This window comes from Steroidobacter sp. (assembly GCF_036406195.1).
Taxonomy (GTDB): domain Bacteria; phylum Pseudomonadota; class Gammaproteobacteria; order Steroidobacterales; family Steroidobacteraceae; genus Steroidobacter.
The window spans coordinates 188212-205974 of sequence record NZ_DASWVW010000001.1; the positions used below are offsets into that span (position 1 = coordinate 188212).

At 61.9% G+C, this 17763-nt stretch carries 11 protein-coding genes; 3 read left to right on the plus strand and 8 right to left on the minus strand.

Going from position 1 to position 17763, the window contains the following annotated elements; all coding sequences use genetic code 11:
• Window positions 1-2: 2 nt before the first annotated feature.
• Together VGE08_RS00780 and VGE08_RS00785 are read right to left on the minus strand one after the other, a co-directional pair.
• Entirely contained in the window at window positions 3-1592 is a 1590-nt protein-coding gene (locus tag VGE08_RS00780) for a gamma-glutamyltransferase family protein (RefSeq protein ID WP_349258580.1), read from the minus strand.
• A gap of 15 nt (window positions 1593-1607) precedes the next feature.
• A complete protein-coding gene (locus tag VGE08_RS00785) occupies window positions 1608-3995 on the minus strand; it encodes a TonB-dependent receptor (RefSeq protein ID WP_331065938.1) in 2388 nt (795 codons plus the stop codon).
• A gap of 522 nt (window positions 3996-4517) precedes the next feature.
• Here VGE08_RS00785 and VGE08_RS00790 point away from each other — a divergent pair.
• Window positions 4518-5537, plus strand: coding sequence for an alpha/beta hydrolase (locus tag VGE08_RS00790; protein ID WP_331065939.1), 1020 nt, complete (start codon window positions 4518-4520; stop codon window positions 5535-5537).
• 4 nt (window positions 5538-5541) lie between these two features.
• On the opposite strand, the gene VGE08_RS00795 is transcribed toward VGE08_RS00790, so the two are convergent.
• A complete protein-coding gene (locus VGE08_RS00795) occupies window positions 5542-6459 on the minus strand; it encodes an SMP-30/gluconolactonase/LRE family protein (protein WP_331065940.1) in 918 nt (305 codons plus the stop codon).
• 307 nt (window positions 6460-6766) lie between these two features.
• Between VGE08_RS00795 and VGE08_RS00800 the strand changes: the two genes are divergently transcribed.
• Window positions 6767-8281, plus strand: a complete 1515-nt coding sequence (locus VGE08_RS00800) for an aldehyde dehydrogenase family protein (protein ID WP_331065941.1) — start codon at window positions 6767-6769, stop codon at window positions 8279-8281.
• A gap of 115 nt (window positions 8282-8396) precedes the next feature.
• Here the strand turns inward: VGE08_RS00800 and VGE08_RS00805 are convergent, their stop codons facing one another.
• From VGE08_RS00805 to VGE08_RS00825, 5 genes are all read right to left on the minus strand, one after another.
• The gene (locus tag VGE08_RS00805; protein ID WP_331065942.1) at window positions 8397-10640 is read right to left on the minus strand and encodes a hypothetical protein; all 2244 of its coding nucleotides are present in this window, start codon (window positions 10638-10640) and stop codon (window positions 8397-8399) included.
• 20 nt (window positions 10641-10660) lie between these two features.
• Window positions 10661-10882, minus strand: a complete 222-nt coding sequence (locus VGE08_RS00810; protein ID WP_331065943.1) for a hypothetical protein — start codon at window positions 10880-10882, stop codon at window positions 10661-10663.
• Window positions 10883-11574: 692 nt separating this feature from the next.
• Window positions 11575-12591, minus strand: coding sequence for a hypothetical protein (locus VGE08_RS00815; RefSeq protein ID WP_331065944.1), 1017 nt, complete (start codon window positions 12589-12591; stop codon window positions 11575-11577).
• 343 nt (window positions 12592-12934) lie between these two features.
• The gene (locus VGE08_RS00820; protein ID WP_331065945.1) at window positions 12935-14332 is read right to left on the minus strand and encodes a sodium/glutamate symporter; all 1398 of its coding nucleotides are present in this window, start codon (window positions 14330-14332) and stop codon (window positions 12935-12937) included.
• 31 nt (window positions 14333-14363) lie between these two features.
• On the minus strand, window positions 14364-15941 hold the full coding sequence (locus VGE08_RS00825) for a hypothetical protein (protein ID WP_331065946.1): 1578 nt from the start codon (window positions 15939-15941) through the stop codon (window positions 14364-14366).
• 231 nt (window positions 15942-16172) lie between these two features.
• On the opposite strand from VGE08_RS00825, the gene VGE08_RS00830 reads away from it, so the two are divergent.
• A complete protein-coding gene (locus VGE08_RS00830; protein WP_331065947.1) occupies window positions 16173-17714 on the plus strand; it encodes a leucyl aminopeptidase family protein in 1542 nt (513 codons plus the stop codon).
• Window positions 17715-17763: the final 49 nt, after the last annotated feature.

Here is a 17763-nt window from a genome sequence, read left to right on the forward strand (position 1 = left end):
CCTCACCATGCGGCTACTCCACCATCACTGCGCGGATCAACCGCCCCCTCGAGCGCACCGTCGGCGTGACGGACGATCGCGCCAGCATGTCCCATCCTGATATCGAACGGCGCGACCAGCTCGACTGAATGTCCGGCCGCGCGCAATTCATCGTAGAGCGTCGGATCGAATCGGTCTTCGAGCTTCAGTGTCGTGCTCGGGTCGCCCCAGGCGCGGCCGAGCAGCCAACGCGGCGAGGTTACCGCTTGCTGGAGCGACATGCCGAAGCGAGCGTAGCGAGTGAACACAGCTGCTTGAGTCTGCGGTTGTCCTTCGCCACCCATCGTTCCGTAGGCCATTACCCGGCCGTCATCGAAGCGAGCCAGCGCGGGATTCAATGTATGAAATGGCTTGCGGCGCGGCTTCAGCGCATTCCATCCGTCCTCGACCAGCCGGAAGCTCGCGCCTCGGTTCTGCCAGACGATGCCGGTTTGCGGCAGCACGACGCCCGAACCGAATTCGAAATAGAGACTTTGAATGACACTGGCCGCGCGGCCCTTGGCATCGATCGCAGCGAACCAGGTGGTGTCGCCAGCCGAAGGCGGTTGTGGCCAAGGCAGCGCCCGATGAAGATCGATGCGCGCCGCCATGGCATCGAGCGCGGCACTATCATTCAACAATGCCTGCGGATCCAACGTCATCCAGGCGGGATCGCCAACGTGCGCGTCGCGAACCAGGAAAGCCTGCTTGGTCGCTTCAACCAAGCCATGCACGTGCGCGAAACCTCCCTCTGCATTGCGCTGGTCGATGCCAAGCCGATCGAAAAGTGCAAGGATCAGCAATGAAGCGAGACCTTGTGTCGGCGGCGCTGTGTTGAAGAGGCGCACCCCCGCAAGGGCAATCGACAGCGGCTCGGGCCGCATGCGAATCGCCGCATGCTCATGAAAATCATCGAGCGTCAGCGGACTGCCGAGCATCGCGAGGTCCGCCGCGATAGTCTCCGCCAATCGGCCGCGATAGAAGCTGTCGAGGCCCTCGTCGGCCAATTGCTGCAACGTCGACGCCAGTGCTCGCTGTACTACCCGATCGCCTTCACGTACCGGACGCGCGCTTGGTTCGAAAATGTCGGCGTAGGCGCCGGGTTGCCCTCGAACTCCATTCGTGACAGCGGCGGCTTGCCAATTGTGAGTAACGAAAGTGCCCGCATCGGCGTAATGGATTGCATCGCGCAGCAAACGCCCGAGTGGCAGTCCGCCGCTGCAGGTTTCAAGCGCAGCCGCCCAACCTGAAATCGTTCCTGCAACCGTGTTGGTGGCAAGCGGCCCGCGCCAGGGAATCTCCTCGAGTCCCTGGTAAAGCGGTAACTGCGCCCGCAGGGCCGAACGTCCGCAAGCATCGATCGCTCGCGTTCGGCCATCGGGCTCGGCGATCAGCCAGAAACCATCGCCGCCGATGCCGGTCATGTGCGGATAAACAACCGCGAGGCAGGCAGCGACGGCAACCGCCGCCTCGACGGCATCGCCTCCTTCCTTGAGAACATCCAGACCGGCTTGGCTGGCGAGATGGTGGGGTGAAACCACCATCCCGCGCGCTGATCGTGCAGTGAACTGCATCTGGCGCTGCAATCCCTAGAACGAGAAGCCGAGCGTTGCGCCGATGGTGCGTGGCTGTATCCGCGACGCCGTGACCAGATTGCCGGGCCGGGTCTGGAATTCGCCGGCGTCGATCAAGCCGTCCGAGTCGGTGACGTTCTTGGCATACAGAGTCAGGATGAATCTGTTGAAGTCGACACCGGCTCGCAGCTCGAGCGTCTCGTAGCTGTCGATGACGAGCCTGCGCCCGAACGCCGCCCGGTACGCCGGATCGAAGTCGGTCTTCTGCTCGCTCACCCAGCGGACGCTGGCACCGACGAACGCCATGACGTTGCTCGCGAGGTTCCATTCGTAGTCCGCCGATGCAGACGCACTCCACTTCGGCGCAAACGGCAACTGATCGCCGTCGATGCCTGGCACCACTGGCGGTTCGCCGATCGGCGGCAGATCATCTTTCAACTGCGCATCGTTGTAAGCCGCGTTGAGGAGAAGGTTGAGCCCTCGCGTCGGCCGCCACGCCGCCGTCAACTCCGCACCGGTGCTGCGAGCCTTGCCGCCGTTGCCATCGAGGTCGATCGTGCCGAGATTGTCATCCTCGTAAGTGACGACGACCTGAACGTTGCGCCAATCGAGATAATAGATGGATGCGTCGTAGGAGAACGTCCGATCCTCCGTTTCTCCACGAATGCCGGCCTCGTAGCTGATGAGCGTATCGGATTCGAACTGGTTCGGAATGTTCGCGGGCGCGGATGGCGGCACCACATTGGGACCGCCGGGACGATAGCCCTTCGCGACACGCGCATACAGCGAGACTCGATCGGTCACCTCCCACAGCGGCGAGACCGACCACGTGGAGATGTTCTCCGAGGAACGGGCACTCAACACCGAGGTTCCGAAACTCAACAGGCCGTCCAATGTCTGCACGGTCGATACGTTGTTATGGCTGTACCGGGCTCCGGTGGTAATTTCGAACTGCGGCGTGATGTGCCAGGTGAATGAACCGAAGGCCGCATACTCCCGGTACTTCGAATCCACGTTGGCGACGATGAAGCGGTCGAACGTAGCCGCCTGCTCGAAAAGGGGCGGCCCGACGGTGATGGTCTGGTCGATGTAGCGATGAGACGCGATGTCGAACGGCACATAGGAAAGAGTGATCCGGCCGGGCTCGCGGGTGTAGTAAGCGCCGAACAGCCATTCGAGCTTGTCCGAGTCGGGCGATGACAGCCGAAACTCCTGGGTGAACTTCCTCTGGTTGACCCGCGCGGTCTGGGTGGCGCCCAGCGGATCGGTCACCCCGGCGAACACTCCATACAGCAATGAAGTCACGTTGCCGAGCAGCCCCAGCTCCGTGTTCTCATACGAGGCATCTACGTTCTCCTGCTGCACGGTCTCGCCATAGCTGGTCACCGACGTGAAATTGGCGAAACCCAGGTCCCAGTCGACGGTTGCGTTGTAGAGGCGATAGTCGACTTCCTGCTCGTCGGGCAGGGTTTGAACGTGCGTGAGTCCTTTGATGGAATCTCCGGTGATCGGATCGACTCTCACCGGCTCCAGTGTCAGCGGATCTGCATCGAAGGCTGGCCCCGCGTCGGAGTGGATGTTCTGCGCCAGCGCAGTCAGGCGAACCGAAAGTCCATCGAACGGACTGGCCAGCAACGAGAAACGGCCGCCGCTGCTGCTGAGATCATTGATGTCCCGGGCTCGTTGCGTTCCCGAAGCCTCGATGTAACCCGGCGTTTCCCGATAGAACCCGCTCGCTCGGACGGCGAGCGAAGCGCCCAGCGGTACGTTGAGGACACCATTCACCGACGAACCGACGCCTCCGGCGCCCTCGATCGTCTCGACGCCCGCCTGACCGCGAACTTCATATTTTCCCAGCACAGGGGGCGCAGTGATGAAGCGCAGCACGCCGCCGAGTGAGTTCGCACCATAGAGGGTGCCTTGCGGGCCGCGTAGCACTTCGACACGCTGCAGATCGAACGGATCGATGTCGGCCGCAAGCGTTGCGCCATTCGTCAGACCGGTGCTCGATCCGAAAGGCGTCTCATCTATATAGATACCCACGGTCGGGCTCGCTCCGCCGGTGTTGATACCACGCAAGATGATGCGCGATTCACCAGGATTCGATTGCTGCAGGCTCAGGCCAGGCGCCAGCCCGGCAAAATCCGCAAAGCTCGTCGCGTGCTGTCGCTCCAGCAAGTCACCGCCGACGACGGAGATCGACTGCGGCACCTCCAGCAACGTCTGCTTGCGCTTCTGCGCGGTGACCACCACTTCTTCCAACAGTGCGCTGTCTACATCCGGCGCCGCGGTTTCAGCCAACGATGCAGGTGTAACAGTCAAAGCCAGCCCACCTGTGGTCGCCGCGAGCACGACGCGGAGAAAAGCAGCGCCCGTGCGACTCGAAATTTCTTTCGCCTTCATTTTGCCCCCATCATGCCAACCACGTGCCGGAGAGCGCAGCCGATACTTCTGGGAGCATGGTTGCCCATGATGTATCCACGCTGCTGTCGTGGCACGCCCCACCCTAGCGAGCCTGTCTCGAGCGGCGAGCAGGCGTCTTGAGAACGTTTATCGGCAAGTTTATTGAACGCCCGGCGGACCGGTACTCGCATTGCCGGGACGCGCTTTTTCCCGGGAATTCGGCCTCCAACGCGAGGGGACTCGTAGCTCGCTCACATTTCGACAGCTCTCGCGGCGACTCGTACCATCCATGGATGAATTCGCGGGATGAATTCGCGGGATGAATTCGCGGCGCCCCTCCGGCTACCGGCGGTACTCCACCCACGTCTGCCAACGCCCAATGCCACCAAGTGCCGGAATCCTGCCGGGTGTCGGCCGGTTGGCCGCGCCACACGTTGCCGACTATTCGCTAACTTGGCTCCTCAGCGGATTCATGCGATATATCGCAATCGGCCGCAGACTCGGCAACCCAAGGACGCCCTTATGACCAGCAATGCAGTGAAGCAAACGATCGCAGTGACTGTCGCTGCGCTGTGTGGATATGTGCTGACGATGACTCTTGCTGTCACGACATGCGTGGCCGCAGAGACAGAGCGAAAGCCGGACTATCCTCTGCAGCCCGACTCGCTGGTCCAGCCTGGCGTCCCCCAGGGCAGCTTGCTGGGACCTTTGGAGTTTCACAGTCGCATTTTCGCCGGCACGGTCCGTCGCTACTGGATCTACGTGCCGGCACAGTACGACGAGGCCAAGCCGGCCAGCGTGCTGGTGTTTCAGGACGGTCAACGCGCCACCAATCCACAAGGCTCGCTGCGAGTGCCGACGGTGCTCGACAACTTGATTCACCGGCGCGACATTCCCGTCACTATCGGCATCTTCATCACGCCGGGCCACCTCGCCGAGACCTATCCGGATACGCTTGGCATGAGCAATCCGGATCACCGCGCCGAGGAATACGATGCGCTGGATGCTCAATACGCGAAGTTCATCGTCGAAGAAATGCTGCCAGGTGTCGCCAGCCGGTACAACTTGACGGACGATCCGCGGCAGCGCGCGATCGGCGGCACGAGCAGTGGCGCCATTTGTGCTTTTACAGTGGCCTGGCACCGGCCGGACGTATTTCGCAAAGTGATCAGCATGATCGGCAGCTATGTGTCGATCGGTTATCGCCCGGCACAGGATGGAAAGCCGTTGGTGCCGGGCGGCGATCTCTACCCGGGACTGATCCGTAAGAGCCCGATCCGTCCGCTACGAATCTTCCTGCAGGATGGCTCGAACGATCTCGACAACGAACACGGCAACTGGTTTCTCGCCAATCAACAGATGCTGGCGTCATTCAACTGGGCCAACGCCGAGGCCGATCGGCAGGGATCCACTGGTCCGCGCTACGAAGTAACTCATGTCTGGGGCGATGGCGGTCATTCGGATGCACACGGCGGTGCCTTATTACCCGATATCCTGCGCTGGCTGTGGCGTGAGGAGCGCGTGACACATGCACAGCGCTGAGCTCCTATTCGAGCGGAACGATCGCAACCGCGTCGTTCGGGTTCATGGGGATGAAGAGCTGCCGCTGGATGGAGTCGTAACACATCGAAGCGGCACTCGGGATTCCCGATGCAATGATCTGCGCGGGCTCGCCGGGGCGAATTCTCGACACGCTGCCGAAGCGCACGCTGCTGACGTACTTCGTGCCGTCTTCGGTAATGATCAGGCCGTCGTTCCCGCCTTCCACGGTGTGCTCGGTCTTGAGCAGCTTGCCCTCGGGACTGAAAGTTAGGACGGCATCGTCGCCGACGTTCACGACCACGATGTTGCCATCACCGTCAATGGCCACGCCGTTCGGCATATTCAACGGTGCGCCTTCCAGGAACACCGAGACCTTGCCGTCCTTGGTGACCCGAAACACGCGATACTCCTTCCGGGTGTTGGAAATATAGGCAGTGCCATCGGCCGTAACGGCAACGCCGTTCAGGAACGTCGCGCCCGTCACCTCGACCGACTTCAACGGCTGACCGCTCTTGAGATCGAAAGAGCGCAGCAACCCGGAATCGACGGTGTACAGCACGCCGTTGCTGATCGCGCTACCGAACGGATCGTTGAGCGTGAGCCCATCGCGGCTGGCGCCAATCCACTTCGAGGTATGCACGCTGCCATCGGGATGAATCAGCGAAACATAGCCGTCGTTGGGCTGCAGCTCCTGTTTCACGCCCTGGTTCATCACCACGATGAGATTGCGCTCCTTGTCGAAGGTGCAGCTCTCGGTGAAGCGAAAGCTGCCGTACACCTTCACGTTCGGCGACAGCGGCGTGAACTTTCCCGCCTCGTTGGTGGCGCCGAGCGGCTGCCCCACCTGGATCGACTCGGCCCCTGCCGGCGCAGTGGCGCCCAGGACCAGGACCGTCAGCAACATCGGCACTGTTGTTCTCATTCGCGCGATTCTCCAGGAGGGTTCGACTCGGTTTGCGAGCCACTATAACGCAGGTTGCAAAAGTGTCACGCCACTGTGTCACGAGCTCGTGACACTCGACTCCGTCGCCTGCATTTTTCCGACGTATGCGCGCGCCGATTGCATCGAGACAACGACATCCAGCTTTGTCACTCTATGCATGCAGACCGGGCAATGGGCTGGCACAGCACTGGCCCGTCACTTGCTTCCCGGATGGCGAGGACATCAGGAGACTGACGACACAACTACAGCACGCAGCGGCCGGCGCTCGCCGGCCACCGGAGGACTCATGAGTACCGTAAGTGAAATGGTAACGTTGGGCGCAGGCGTCAAGGCATTCGTCGGACGGCCACATCAGGCCCTGATCGACGAGCAATGGCAACCCGCCCGCTCGGGCAAGACCTTCGAGATCTACGATCCGGCCAGTGAGGACGTGATCGGACACGCGGCCTCGTGCGACAAACAGGACGTTGACCTCGCGGTCGCGGCCGCCCGTAAGGCCTTCAGCAAGGGCCCCTGGACGAAAATGAACGGAGCCCAGCGCGGCAAGATCCTGTGGAAGATCGGCGATCTCATCGAGCGGCACTTGGAAGAGTTCGCCCAGCTGGAATCGCTGGACAATGGCAAGCCCATCGCCGTCGCGCGCGCCGCCGACGTGCCGCTTGCGGCAGATATGTTCCGCTATATGGCCGGCTGGGCAACCAAACTGGAAGGTCACACGCTCTCGCTGTCCGTACCCTACACGCCCGATGCGCAGTATCACGCGTTTACCCGTCGCGAGCCGATCGGCGTGGTCGCGCAGATCATTCCCTGGAACTTTCCGCTACTGATGGCGGCCTGGAAACTCGCGCCAGTGTTGGCCACGGGCTGCACGGTCGTGCTCAAGCCAGCGGAGGAAACACCGCTGTCCGCCCTACGCCTCGCCGAGCTCTGCCTGGAAGCCGGCCTGCCGCCCGGTGTACTCAATGTGCTCACAGGCTTCGGCGAAACGTGTGGCGCGCCACTGGCGGCTCATCCTGATGTCGACAAGGTGGCGTTCACGGGTTCCACCGAAGTGGGCAAGCTCATCGTCAAAGCCGCGGCCAACGATCTGAAAAAAGTCACGCTCGAGCTGGGCGGCAAGTCGCCCAACATCGTGCTCGACGACGCCGACCTGGACATCGCCATCAACGGCGCCGCCAGCGCGATCTTCTTCAATCAGGGGCAGTGCTGCTGCGCCGGCTCGCGCCTGTTCGTGCAAGATAAGGTCTATGACAAGGTTGCCGAGGGCGTGACCCAATTTGCCCAATCGCTGCGGGTTGGCCCCGGCTTGAATCTGAATACGCAGTTGGGACCGCTGGTCTCGCAGACACAGTTCGATCGGGTGTCGAGTTATCTCCTGTCGGCTCGCGAGGAAGGCGCCCGCCTCGTCGGCGCCGCACAGAAGGACAAGGCTCCCGGCAGCGGTTACTTCGTGCAGCCCACGGTGATCGTCGACACGCGCGATGACATGAAGGTGTACCGTGAAGAAATCTTCGGCCCGGTGGTCACCGTCTCGCCCTTCAAGGAAGTCGACGACGAGTTGATTCGTCGCGCCAACGACACGATCTACGGCCTCGCCGCCGGCATCTGGACTCGCGACATGGGCCGCGCGCACCGAATGGCCAACCAGCTTCGCGCCGGCACGGTCTGGGTGAACTGCTACAACATCTTCGACGCCTCCATGCCGTTCGGCGGCTACAAGCAATCCGGCTGGGGCCGCGAGATGGGGAGTGAGGTGTTGAACAACTATCTGGAAACGAAATCGGTGTGCATGAGCATCTGATCGCTCACGGCAGACACCTGCAGCAGCTCATGCCGACTGACCTTACTGCAGGAAACACGGAGTGCCGGAAGCCCCGCTCGAATCCTCGAGCGGGGCTGCGAGCCGGCGATCGGCCTCAGTACTTCACTTCTCCATCAACCACGCGCGGCGCGGCACTGATAGTCGGCTTCGGACCGATATAGGCTGCCGACGCAGGATCGCTGGGGTTCTGCAAGCCGGCGCTGGTCGGCAACGACACGTTTTCCGGCAATTCCAGGCCGGCGCTCTCGCACACACTCAATGCCTTGGGCGCGAAACGAATCTCTCGCTCCAGCCACTTGACGAGATAGGTGTCCGCGCCCGAGACGACCTGGCCCTGGGTCGCGTTGAACGGGATCGTGAAGCTGGCGACGTAGCGCGAATCCTCGCCCTCGCATGACACCACTGCATTGGTCGCCCGCGACACACAGTGCCCGGGGATGCCCCACAGATCGCCGAAGCCACCATACTGCAGTACGAGTTGTTGACCGGCGTACTCTCCGTAGGCCTCCTCATCAGGCACGCTGTAGTTGACCTGCAGCGGCGCATCGAACTCCACGAAGGTATCGTTGGAATCCTTGACGGCCGCGAACTGGTTATAGCTGCCGGCGCCGGTCTCCCAACGATAGTAAACCTCCTGTTCGCCGGCCTTGGTTTCGCAGTACGTGCCCGAACCTTCGCTGCATTCGGCAGCGGCGAGATCCGTGAACAGCACACCGGTGCGCACGCCGTGGCTGTACTGGCTGCTCTGCATTGCCTCGGCATCGGCGAAGGTGACCGGCTGGTCGGCTGCGTCCTCTAGCACGGCTGCCGCTGGGTTGGCGTGATACGTGACTTGACTGCCGTGGCTGACTGGCGAGAAGTTGTTATAAGTGCCGGTGACGAACGGCGATTCGTCCAGCGAGGCCTCCGTGAAATAACTGGACAGCGACGCGCTCGTCGGGCAGTCGCGGAGACAATAAAGCGTTTCCGGCATCTGCGATGGATACACCAGGTCTTCCACACGATAGACAACGTCGACCGACGCGGAGTCCGCCACGCTGGCCGCGCCGTTCAACGCGATGAAGAGCTCCCCGCCCAGGGAATTCGAGTAGCCAAACACGCCGTTGTACGCTTGCCAGTAGGCGACGTCGACCTCCTGCTCGGTCGGCAGGGATTGCTTGGTGCAGCCGCTCGCATCACAAGCCATGAAAGCGGTGGCCCGAAACGCACCCGTGGCCTCATTCCAGTAGAGCTCATAGTTGGTGTACGCGGTTGCGCCCGCAAACAAGGTCGCCCCGTCGTGGCCCACATACGTATCGAACTTCACCTTGTCGATCTCGCGCAGGCTGCGAACCTTGCGCGTCAGCTTCTTCAGTTTTCCTTCCGCTCTGACCACGGTGTAATCCGTCTTGGTCGGCTCGTCGTCACTCTCGTAATCGACCTTTTGCACGGTGTCGCCGCTGCTCAGCGTGGCTAGCGCGGACGCGGGAAGCGACAGGCCGTAATATCCGAGATAGCCGTGGTGGGTCACGCCGGCGCTCGTGTACTCGATCGGGAAGCCCGAGTTCCGCGTGACTCTCGCACCGGTGTCACTGTCGTAGAGCCCATAGCGCCACACGGACATGCCAGTCTCCGGGTCGCTGGCATCGCGCGTAAAGCACTGGTCGTCGCTGCCTCTCTTGCGGCGAAACAAGGTCGAGTCGTAGGCGAAGTCGAAGGGCGAGGCTTCGTCATCGGCCAGCATCCGGCCGCTGCCGCTGGTCGTGCCGACCGAGTTCAATTGAACGGCCTTGGTGCGCGGCTCGTCGCCGTCATCTTCCGGCGCTTCGACTTCGAAATAGCGCAGTCCGGTGTCGTCTGCTTCGAGATAGCCATTCATGATGCATTCGGTAGCGCCCTCGGCGAGCCCGCAGTAGTCGAGTCGAAACTGGCCGTATGGGTTCGCTGCGCTCGGCGCCTCGGTGGCGGACAGATGCACGAAGATCGTGGCCTTCTCGCCATCCTGCTCGTCGTCGAGCCAGATTTTCGCGATCATCGGCTCGTCGTTCGAGGCACGCGTGGAGTTTACGCGGGCGGTGTAGAAGTCGTTGCCTCTTCCTTCGGCCTGCGCTCGAGTATCGCATTTGGTCGCATCGACGAGCGCCACGTAGTCGCCCTGGTTCACCAGCGCGTCCGGCCGCATCGAGCTCATGAGGCAGGTGATGAAATTGACCTGGGCGACGCCGTCGGAGGTTGCATCCTCGACGTAGCTGCGCTGCACGTCGGTGAAATAGCTCGAGTCGGCTGCCGGATCGGCCGCGGCCAGCGTGGCATGAACCGCGAGGGCCAGGATGGAAAGTCGTAGCGTGTGCTGGTACATCAACCTATCTCCTCGGCGGATCAATCGGCGTTGGTGGCGGTCACGACCGAGACGCTGCTCGGCGTCGCAATGCCCTGCACGGTGGAGGGATCATCGGTCGGCGGCAGCGGATCCGAAGGCGGCGAGGAACTCGTCGGAGGAGGCGTCCCCGCGCCGGAGGAACCGCCGCCGCAGGCGGCAAACCCCACGCAGAGGATCAACGTACCTGAAACCATGAGAAGCTTTCGCGCGAGGCGGATCATTCAAAATCTCCCGATCTGTTGTCGTTCATGCCTCCAGACCGGAGGCGGCGATCGAGTCCGCGGAGCGACTCGTTGCGCGATACGGACTACCAGAGCCTTAGCGACGCTCACCGGCAAAAACTTCAGGGGAAAAGGCGCTGGCGGCGAATCGGCTGCTCAGAACCCGACGCAGCTCACAGTTGCCAGTTGCTGCCACAGTTGCGACCACAGTTGCTGGACACCCATCAGTTGCTGGACACCCACCAGTTGCTGGACACCCATTGCAGTTGCTGGACACCCATCGGTTGCCAGTTGCTGGACACCCATCACAGTTGCTGGACACCCATCGGTTGCTGACGCAACCTGGACGCCCAGCCGTGACGGAACGTTGACACCCATGGACCGACGCCGGAACGTGGACACCCACCTGACGGAACGTTGACACCCAAACGCCGCAACGTGACACCCATGGACGGGAACACTTGCCGAAGTCTTCGAGAGGATGCACGCATTCTCGACAGACCCGCCTAGGCTGAGTAGATCTCGCCCGCGAAAGGACTATTTGGTTTTCTTGTCTGGCAGGCGGGCCATCCCTCCTGGACAGCCATCACTCTCCATACTGCCGCCTCGGACGCGAACCCGATCCACTGCCCTCATCCGAATCCGATGCTCGCTAGCGAAGTGCCGCGATGGGACGTTCGACGTATGCGACGTTATGCATGTTTCAGCCTACGTGCCGCCTGCACCCCTCGAATCCAGGACTGGCCCAAGTTGCTGGCGTGAGATAGTAGCCGCTGCCATCGTCCGATGGCGCGCCCAAAGCGATTCCCGCCCGGTTGCATCATCTGCAACCAAGCATCCGGATCAATCTGCAACCGAGCGAGTACTGAAGGCAGGTCCTGCTTGACCACCCCACGCTTGCCTGCTCGGCGCTGTCGCCCACTCCAATCGAGCAACTGCACGTAGTCCAGAAACTTCATTGGAATGCCGCGGTGATCGCTCGATTCGCTGAATGCAAGCAACGGCGGCGCTCTCCGCGATCTCCTGTCACATATCGATGGTCGTCGCATCGGTGCTTGCGACAGCAACTCACGTCGCACTTCTTGCAGGCGTGCATAAATCGAGGTGAACTCGGACTCTTCAGGCGCCGCCGCAATACCTGCTCGCACTGGATTAAGGTCGACATAGGCCATGGCCATGAGCAGGCCCGCCTCATCGAGCAGCGCCTGAGACTTGAATCGTCCTTCCCAGAACCGGCCACTGCACTGATCCTCGGCATTGGCACGCCGCGCCAGGTACTCATTCAAACAACGCATATACCAGCTGATATCGATTAGCCTCAGGCGCCAACTCTCTATCAGTTCTTCTGCGATGATACGTTCGGCGGTAGTTGCAGTGCCGTCCTGCCAGCGCTGGATCAAAGGTGGCGCGCTGAAAACCTGTGTCCACCGAGCCACGACATCGGCATGACTCCAACTCGCCATTCGTTGCCGATCCACCCGCAGCACCAGATGATAGTGATTGCTCATGATGGCGTAGGCGCACAGATCGATCGCAAAGACATTGGCAAGACATCGCAGACGATGCAGCACCCAGGCCTTGCGATGCGAATAGTCTTTGCCTGAGTACGCGTCGTATCCCCACAGCCAAGCACGACGGACACAGCGTGCAACGACGTGGTAGTACGGCGTGTCCTCAAGGCTGATGAGTGACTTGCGCGGATAGGCCATGAATCCAGCATGCCACCGAAGCTGGCACTAAAGATTGGTATTAGCAGGGGAATTGACGAGAAATTCGAATGAAAACGGTATCCAAACACTGGTCTGAACTTCCCCGGTGGGTGTCCAGATAAGGGGTTTAGGCGACGCCGGGTGGGTGTCCAAATAAGGACGCTGGTCTGAACTTCCGCGGTGGGTGTCCAGACAAGGAGGCTGGTCTGAACTTCCCCGGTGGGTGTCCAGACAAGGGCCATCCGGGTGGGTGTCCAGATAAGAGGTGGGTGTCCAGATAAGGGGAGATAAGGGACGGTGGGTGTCCAGATAAGGGGTTTGCGCGACTGTCAGCGAACGTCCGCTAAGACGCTCTCAGCTTCGTCACTTTCGCCCGCCCACCGACCGCGACCCGGCGCATACCCCAGAGGACCAGGCCGACGGTGATCGTCACAGCAATGATCGTGAACATCGCCAGTCCCCACAGATCGATCAGCGGCACCGCCAGCGCGGTCAGGAAGCCGCCACCGACGATCGGCCGGGTGATGAGCTGGCGATAGCTATAAGCTCGGGCGACATCCGTGTTGCGCGCGGGGTCCACCATGTCCAGCATGACGAAACCGGTAGCGACATTGCCCTGCGATTCGCCGAACTCGGCCATGGAATGCTCGAACCAATGTCGCGGGAAGATGTGCCTGCCGATGACCAGCGCGAGAAAGATGCTCCAGGCCACGGATGCGATCGCCAGGAGGATCAGCGGACCGAGATTCGCCCCGAGCGCGCCGAGCGACAGCGTGCCGATGGCGCAAATGACAATGCCATCGATCGCGATACCGCCGAGCCCTTCCACCGCCCGCCGATTGACTGCCCATTGAAACGAGAAACGCGTCGCGAACAATTGCACCAGCACGCCGCCCAGGATGGTGAAAGGAAACAGCGGGAACTTGTCGAAGAACTGCGAGCCGGCCAGATTGAACACCCAGCGAAACAGCCCGAGCATGGCGATGCCGACTGCGATCGACACTCCTATGAATACCGCCGCGGCCGTCACCTGGGTCATGCCGTGCCATTCGTCCATCGGCTCATCGTCCGGGCCCGGCAAATGATGGTCGATGTCCAGATCTTCCTCGGGCGAGGTCGGATTCTGCCGCGCGATGGGAATCGAAGGTGACTTGATGCCGTAGTTGACCAGCATCGTGCCGACGATGATGCCGGTCACCATACCGATGGTGGCCAGGCCCAGTCCGACATCGAGCAGATCCTCGGCGCCGTACTCGACCAGCACCGGCGTCAGGCCGGCGAGCGTGCCGTGCCCGCCTGCGAACGCCATCTCGATGAGCGCGCCGGCCTTGGCATTGAATCCGAACACCGGCTCGAGCAGGAACAGGACTAGAACGCCGGCGACGGCAAACTGGCCGGCGGACATGATGCCGGCCATCATCACGTGCGGCCCGGAGATGTTCCAGATGCTTTTCAATGGCGGCAGCCGCTCACCGAGTAGCAGTGCCGCGCACATTACATTGATCAGCAAGCCGGGCAGTTGCTTCCAGATCGCGAATACATGCTCCGGAAACAAGCCGGCCCCGCCGGTCAGACGCCCGAGCCCTTCGGGACCCAGCCCCAGCACCAGAAATCCGCCGATCACGGCGGTCGGCATGAACAGCTTGCGCAGCAACTGCGAGCGGCGCCGAATCATGGCCGCGCAGGCAAACACGAGAGACAGCGCGACGAGCGACAGGCCGATATCTTCGGTGCTGTTCATCGTCGTCGACTCGTGCGCGGGTGGGTACGCATCAGATCGCAGCGATCACGAACACTATCAGCATGATCACCAGCCAGATTCCCAGCAGCGGCAGCATGAACTTGACGTATTTGTTGAAGCCGACCGACGCCAGGCCCAATCCTGCCATCAGGATGGCGTTGGTCGGCAGGACGTTGCCGAACCACGCGCCGATGGCGTTGTACACGGTGACGATCAACGAGCGATCGATGCCGGCGAAGTCGCCGAGCGGCGCGAATATGGGCATGATCAGCGCGTTGGCGGCGGAGGCGTGACCAACCAGAAACGATAGCGGAACCGTCACGAGCGACAGTCCCGTCACGAATATCACGTTGGAGGTTCCCTCCACGACGCGCTCCATCGAATACAGCACGGTATCGATGCTCTGCGTGTTGTTCAGTATGACGGCGACGCCGCGCGCGACTGCAACGAGAATGGCGGGACCGGTGAAATCGACGAGTCCCTTGACGAACGCACGCGCGGCCGCGGGCTCGCCGAGGCGCGCTACCACCGCAACGACGATGGCCATAACACAGAACATCACCGACAACTCCGGCAGCCACCAGCCCAACTCCCATGGAAAAGCTTCGGTGATGGTCTCGTGCGTTTTCGGGTCCACCAGCGTGTTGTGCAGGATGGAGCCCCACGGCACGATGGAGAACGTCAGCAACAGAAACGTGAACGCAACGATGCCGATGACCAGCTTGTGCCGCAGCGACAAGGGCTCGAGATCGTCGCGGGCGCCTTGCCTGGCAAGCTCGGCGTCGGCCTCGGTGATACCGACCAGCGATGTCGAGGGATCCGCCTTGACCCGGTTCGCGTAACGCACCGTGTACAGGATCGCCGCGGCGGTCGCGAGCACCAGCAGTACGAGGCGCAATCCAATGCCGTCGCCCAACGAGATCGCTGCGGCATCCGAGCCGATGCCGATCTTGAACGGGTTGACAGTGGAACCAATGATGCCGGCGGAGGGTGCGACGAAGATCACTGCCAGAGCGACCATTCGATCGTATCCGAGCGCCAGCATCAACGGGATCAGCAGCGGATACATTCCAAGCGTTTCATCGCTCCACGACATCACCGAGCCGAGCAGCGCGAACAGCACGCTCAATGTCACGATGAGCGCCGTGCCTCGTGCCCGGAAGCGATGCGCGAGATGCGCGATGCCAAGATCGAGCGCGCCGGTGGCGAACACGACTGTCATGAATCCACCGATCGTCAGGATGAAAACGAATACCTGCGCGGCCCCGAACAAGTCGCCGTTGTTGAACGGTCCGATATGGCCGGTCTCCGCATCCTGGACGCCATAGAGTCCGTTGATCGGCGCCAGCAGCAGATCCGACACGCGTTCGGGAAAAGTAAGCGGAGACTCGACCTGTGTGTAGCTGCCTGCAATCGGCCGTCCGTCCTCATCGAGCTGATACTCGCCCGCAGGAATGAACAAGGCCGCCACCCAGACCAGCACGGTAACGATCAGCAGGATGGTGAGCGTGTGCGGAAACGTGCGCTGCGGCTGTTCCGCCGCGCTCGCCTTGTCCTTCGTGTCCGGAACATTCAGCTCCGACGTGCCCGTCCGATGCTCGACGCTCATGCGCTTGGTGCTCCACAGATCAACCAGGGCGGCACGTGCCGTCCGAGTTTCACGACGTATCCGAGAGAATGCGTCGCAAGGAAGCATGAGCGTGGAACGTTGGCACTCGAGTCGTCCTACGACGATGGGACCTTGGTCCAAGCACGCGCGTATTGGTCCAAGGTCCAGCTGAAGTGTGCCCGCTTCCGCGGTAGCACTGCCGTGCCCAGCATGAGAAGAGGAGTTCAGACCGTGGCCACCACCAACACCCTCGCGAGCACCGGGCCGCCACCTTTCCTGAAACCGGCCGCAACACCGATCGTGTCGGTCTCCAGCGCGCCCACCCCGAACGCTACGGCGATCGCAGTGGCCGTGTTTGAAACGGGAAAGCCGCCGAACCTGCTGGGTTTCGCAAGAGAGCAGTTGACGATGGCGGGATTCAAGGGCGAACCGGCATCCACGCTCGCCATCCCTCGCGCCAGCGGACCCATTATGGTTGCAGCAGGCATGGGTGCCGAGGCCGATCTGGATACCTCCCGCATTCGCGACAGCGCGGCCGCTTTTGCCCTGCTCGTGCCCACGCACGGCCGGCTCGCCTTCCACCTGGAGGGGCTGGCTAACGTGCCGGTCGATGCAGCAGCACAAGCCGTTGTCGAAGGCATCCTGCTGGCACGTTACGAATACTTCGGCTTGCGTCGTGAACGCAAGGCAAGTCCCGTAGATGAGATCGTCCTCGTCACGAGCAACGAACAGCAGGCCGCCGCGCGTGCCGGAGCGGCACTCGGTCAAGCGCATGCCAGAGCCACCATCCTGGCGCGCGATCTAGCGAACACGCCGCACAGCCATCTCAGCGCAACGCGGTTCGCCGAGCTTGCTACCAAGCTCGGCGAGCAGAACGGCTTTGACGTGCAGATATTCGGCCAGCCGGAACTGCAGCAGATTCGCTGCGGCGGATTACTCGCCGTCAATGCCGGCAGCGTGGAACCTCCCTGCATGATCAAGCTCTTCTATCGGCCAGAGAGACCACCGGAACGACCGTCCACCGTGAAGCTGGCGCTGGTCGGCAAGGGCATCATGTACGACTCCGGCGGCATCAGCCTCAAGCCCAGCGATCCGGTGCATGCGCGCATGAAGAACGACATGAGCGGCGCCGCGGCGGTGTTGGCGACGATAGCCGAGCTGCGCGCGCTCGGATGCCCGACAGCCGTGACCGGCTATCTCATGTGCACCGACAACATGCCCTCAGGCACCGCCACCGCGCTTGGCGATGTTTTTACCACCCATGGCGGCAAGACGGTCGAAGTGTTCGACACCGATGCGGAAGGGCGCCTGGTGATGTGCGACGCGCTGGAGCTCGCCGCGGAGGAGAAACACGACGCCATCGTCGACATCGCCACGCTCACGGGATCTTGTGCACGAGCACTCGGATCGGAGATTGCCGGCGTGTTCGCCAACGAGCGCGCCCTGCTTGATCAGATCGAGGCAGCGGCCAAAGCCACTGGCGAGCCCGTGTGGCATCTGCCTCTGCACAGGCCCTATCGCAAGATCATCGAGTCCGATGTGGCGGACCTGCGTAACTGCGGCCCCGTCGGCAAGCCCGATGCAATCGTCGCGGCGTTGTACCTGTCGGAGTTTGTCGGCGATGTGCCCTGGGCGCATATCGATATTTGCGGTACCGCGTGGAACGAGACGGATGCGCTGTGGCAGCGTGCCGGCTGTTCGGGATTCGGCGCGCGTCTGATGCTCGATCTGGCCATGCACTTCACGCCAACATCCCGGGAAACTCGCCATTGAAGGTGCCGCGCTAAAGCCGGGCATACGCATGACAGTTCTCGAAAGACAC

Excerpts from the sequence above, each read along its gene's own strand:
- VGE08_RS00780 (WP_349258580.1), bottom strand. The coding sequence starts at position 1,592 with ATGCAGTTCACTGCACGATCAGCGCGCGGGATGGTGGTTTCACCCCAC.
- VGE08_RS00785 (WP_331065938.1), bottom strand. The coding sequence starts at position 3,995 with ATGAAGGCGAAAGAAATTTCGAGTCGCACGGGCGCTGCTTTTCTCCGC.
- VGE08_RS00790 (WP_331065939.1), top strand. The coding sequence starts at position 4,518 with ATGACCAGCAATGCAGTGAAGCAAACGATCGCAGTGACTGTCGCTGCG.
- VGE08_RS00795 (WP_331065940.1), bottom strand. The coding sequence starts at position 6,459 with ATGAGAACAACAGTGCCGATGTTGCTGACGGTCCTGGTCCTGGGCGCC.
- VGE08_RS00800 (WP_331065941.1), top strand. The coding sequence starts at position 6,767 with ATGAGTACCGTAAGTGAAATGGTAACGTTGGGCGCAGGCGTCAAGGCA.
- VGE08_RS00805 (WP_331065942.1), bottom strand. The coding sequence starts at position 10,640 with ATGTACCAGCACACGCTACGACTTTCCATCCTGGCCCTCGCGGTTCAT.
- VGE08_RS00810 (WP_331065943.1), bottom strand. The coding sequence starts at position 10,882 with ATGATCCGCCTCGCGCGAAAGCTTCTCATGGTTTCAGGTACGTTGATC.
- VGE08_RS00815 (WP_331065944.1), bottom strand. The coding sequence starts at position 12,591 with ATGGCCTATCCGCGCAAGTCACTCATCAGCCTTGAGGACACGCCGTAC.
- VGE08_RS00820 (WP_331065945.1), bottom strand. The coding sequence starts at position 14,332 with ATGAACAGCACCGAAGATATCGGCCTGTCGCTCGTCGCGCTGTCTCTC.
- VGE08_RS00825 (WP_331065946.1), bottom strand. The coding sequence starts at position 15,941 with ATGAGCGTCGAGCATCGGACGGGCACGTCGGAGCTGAATGTTCCGGAC.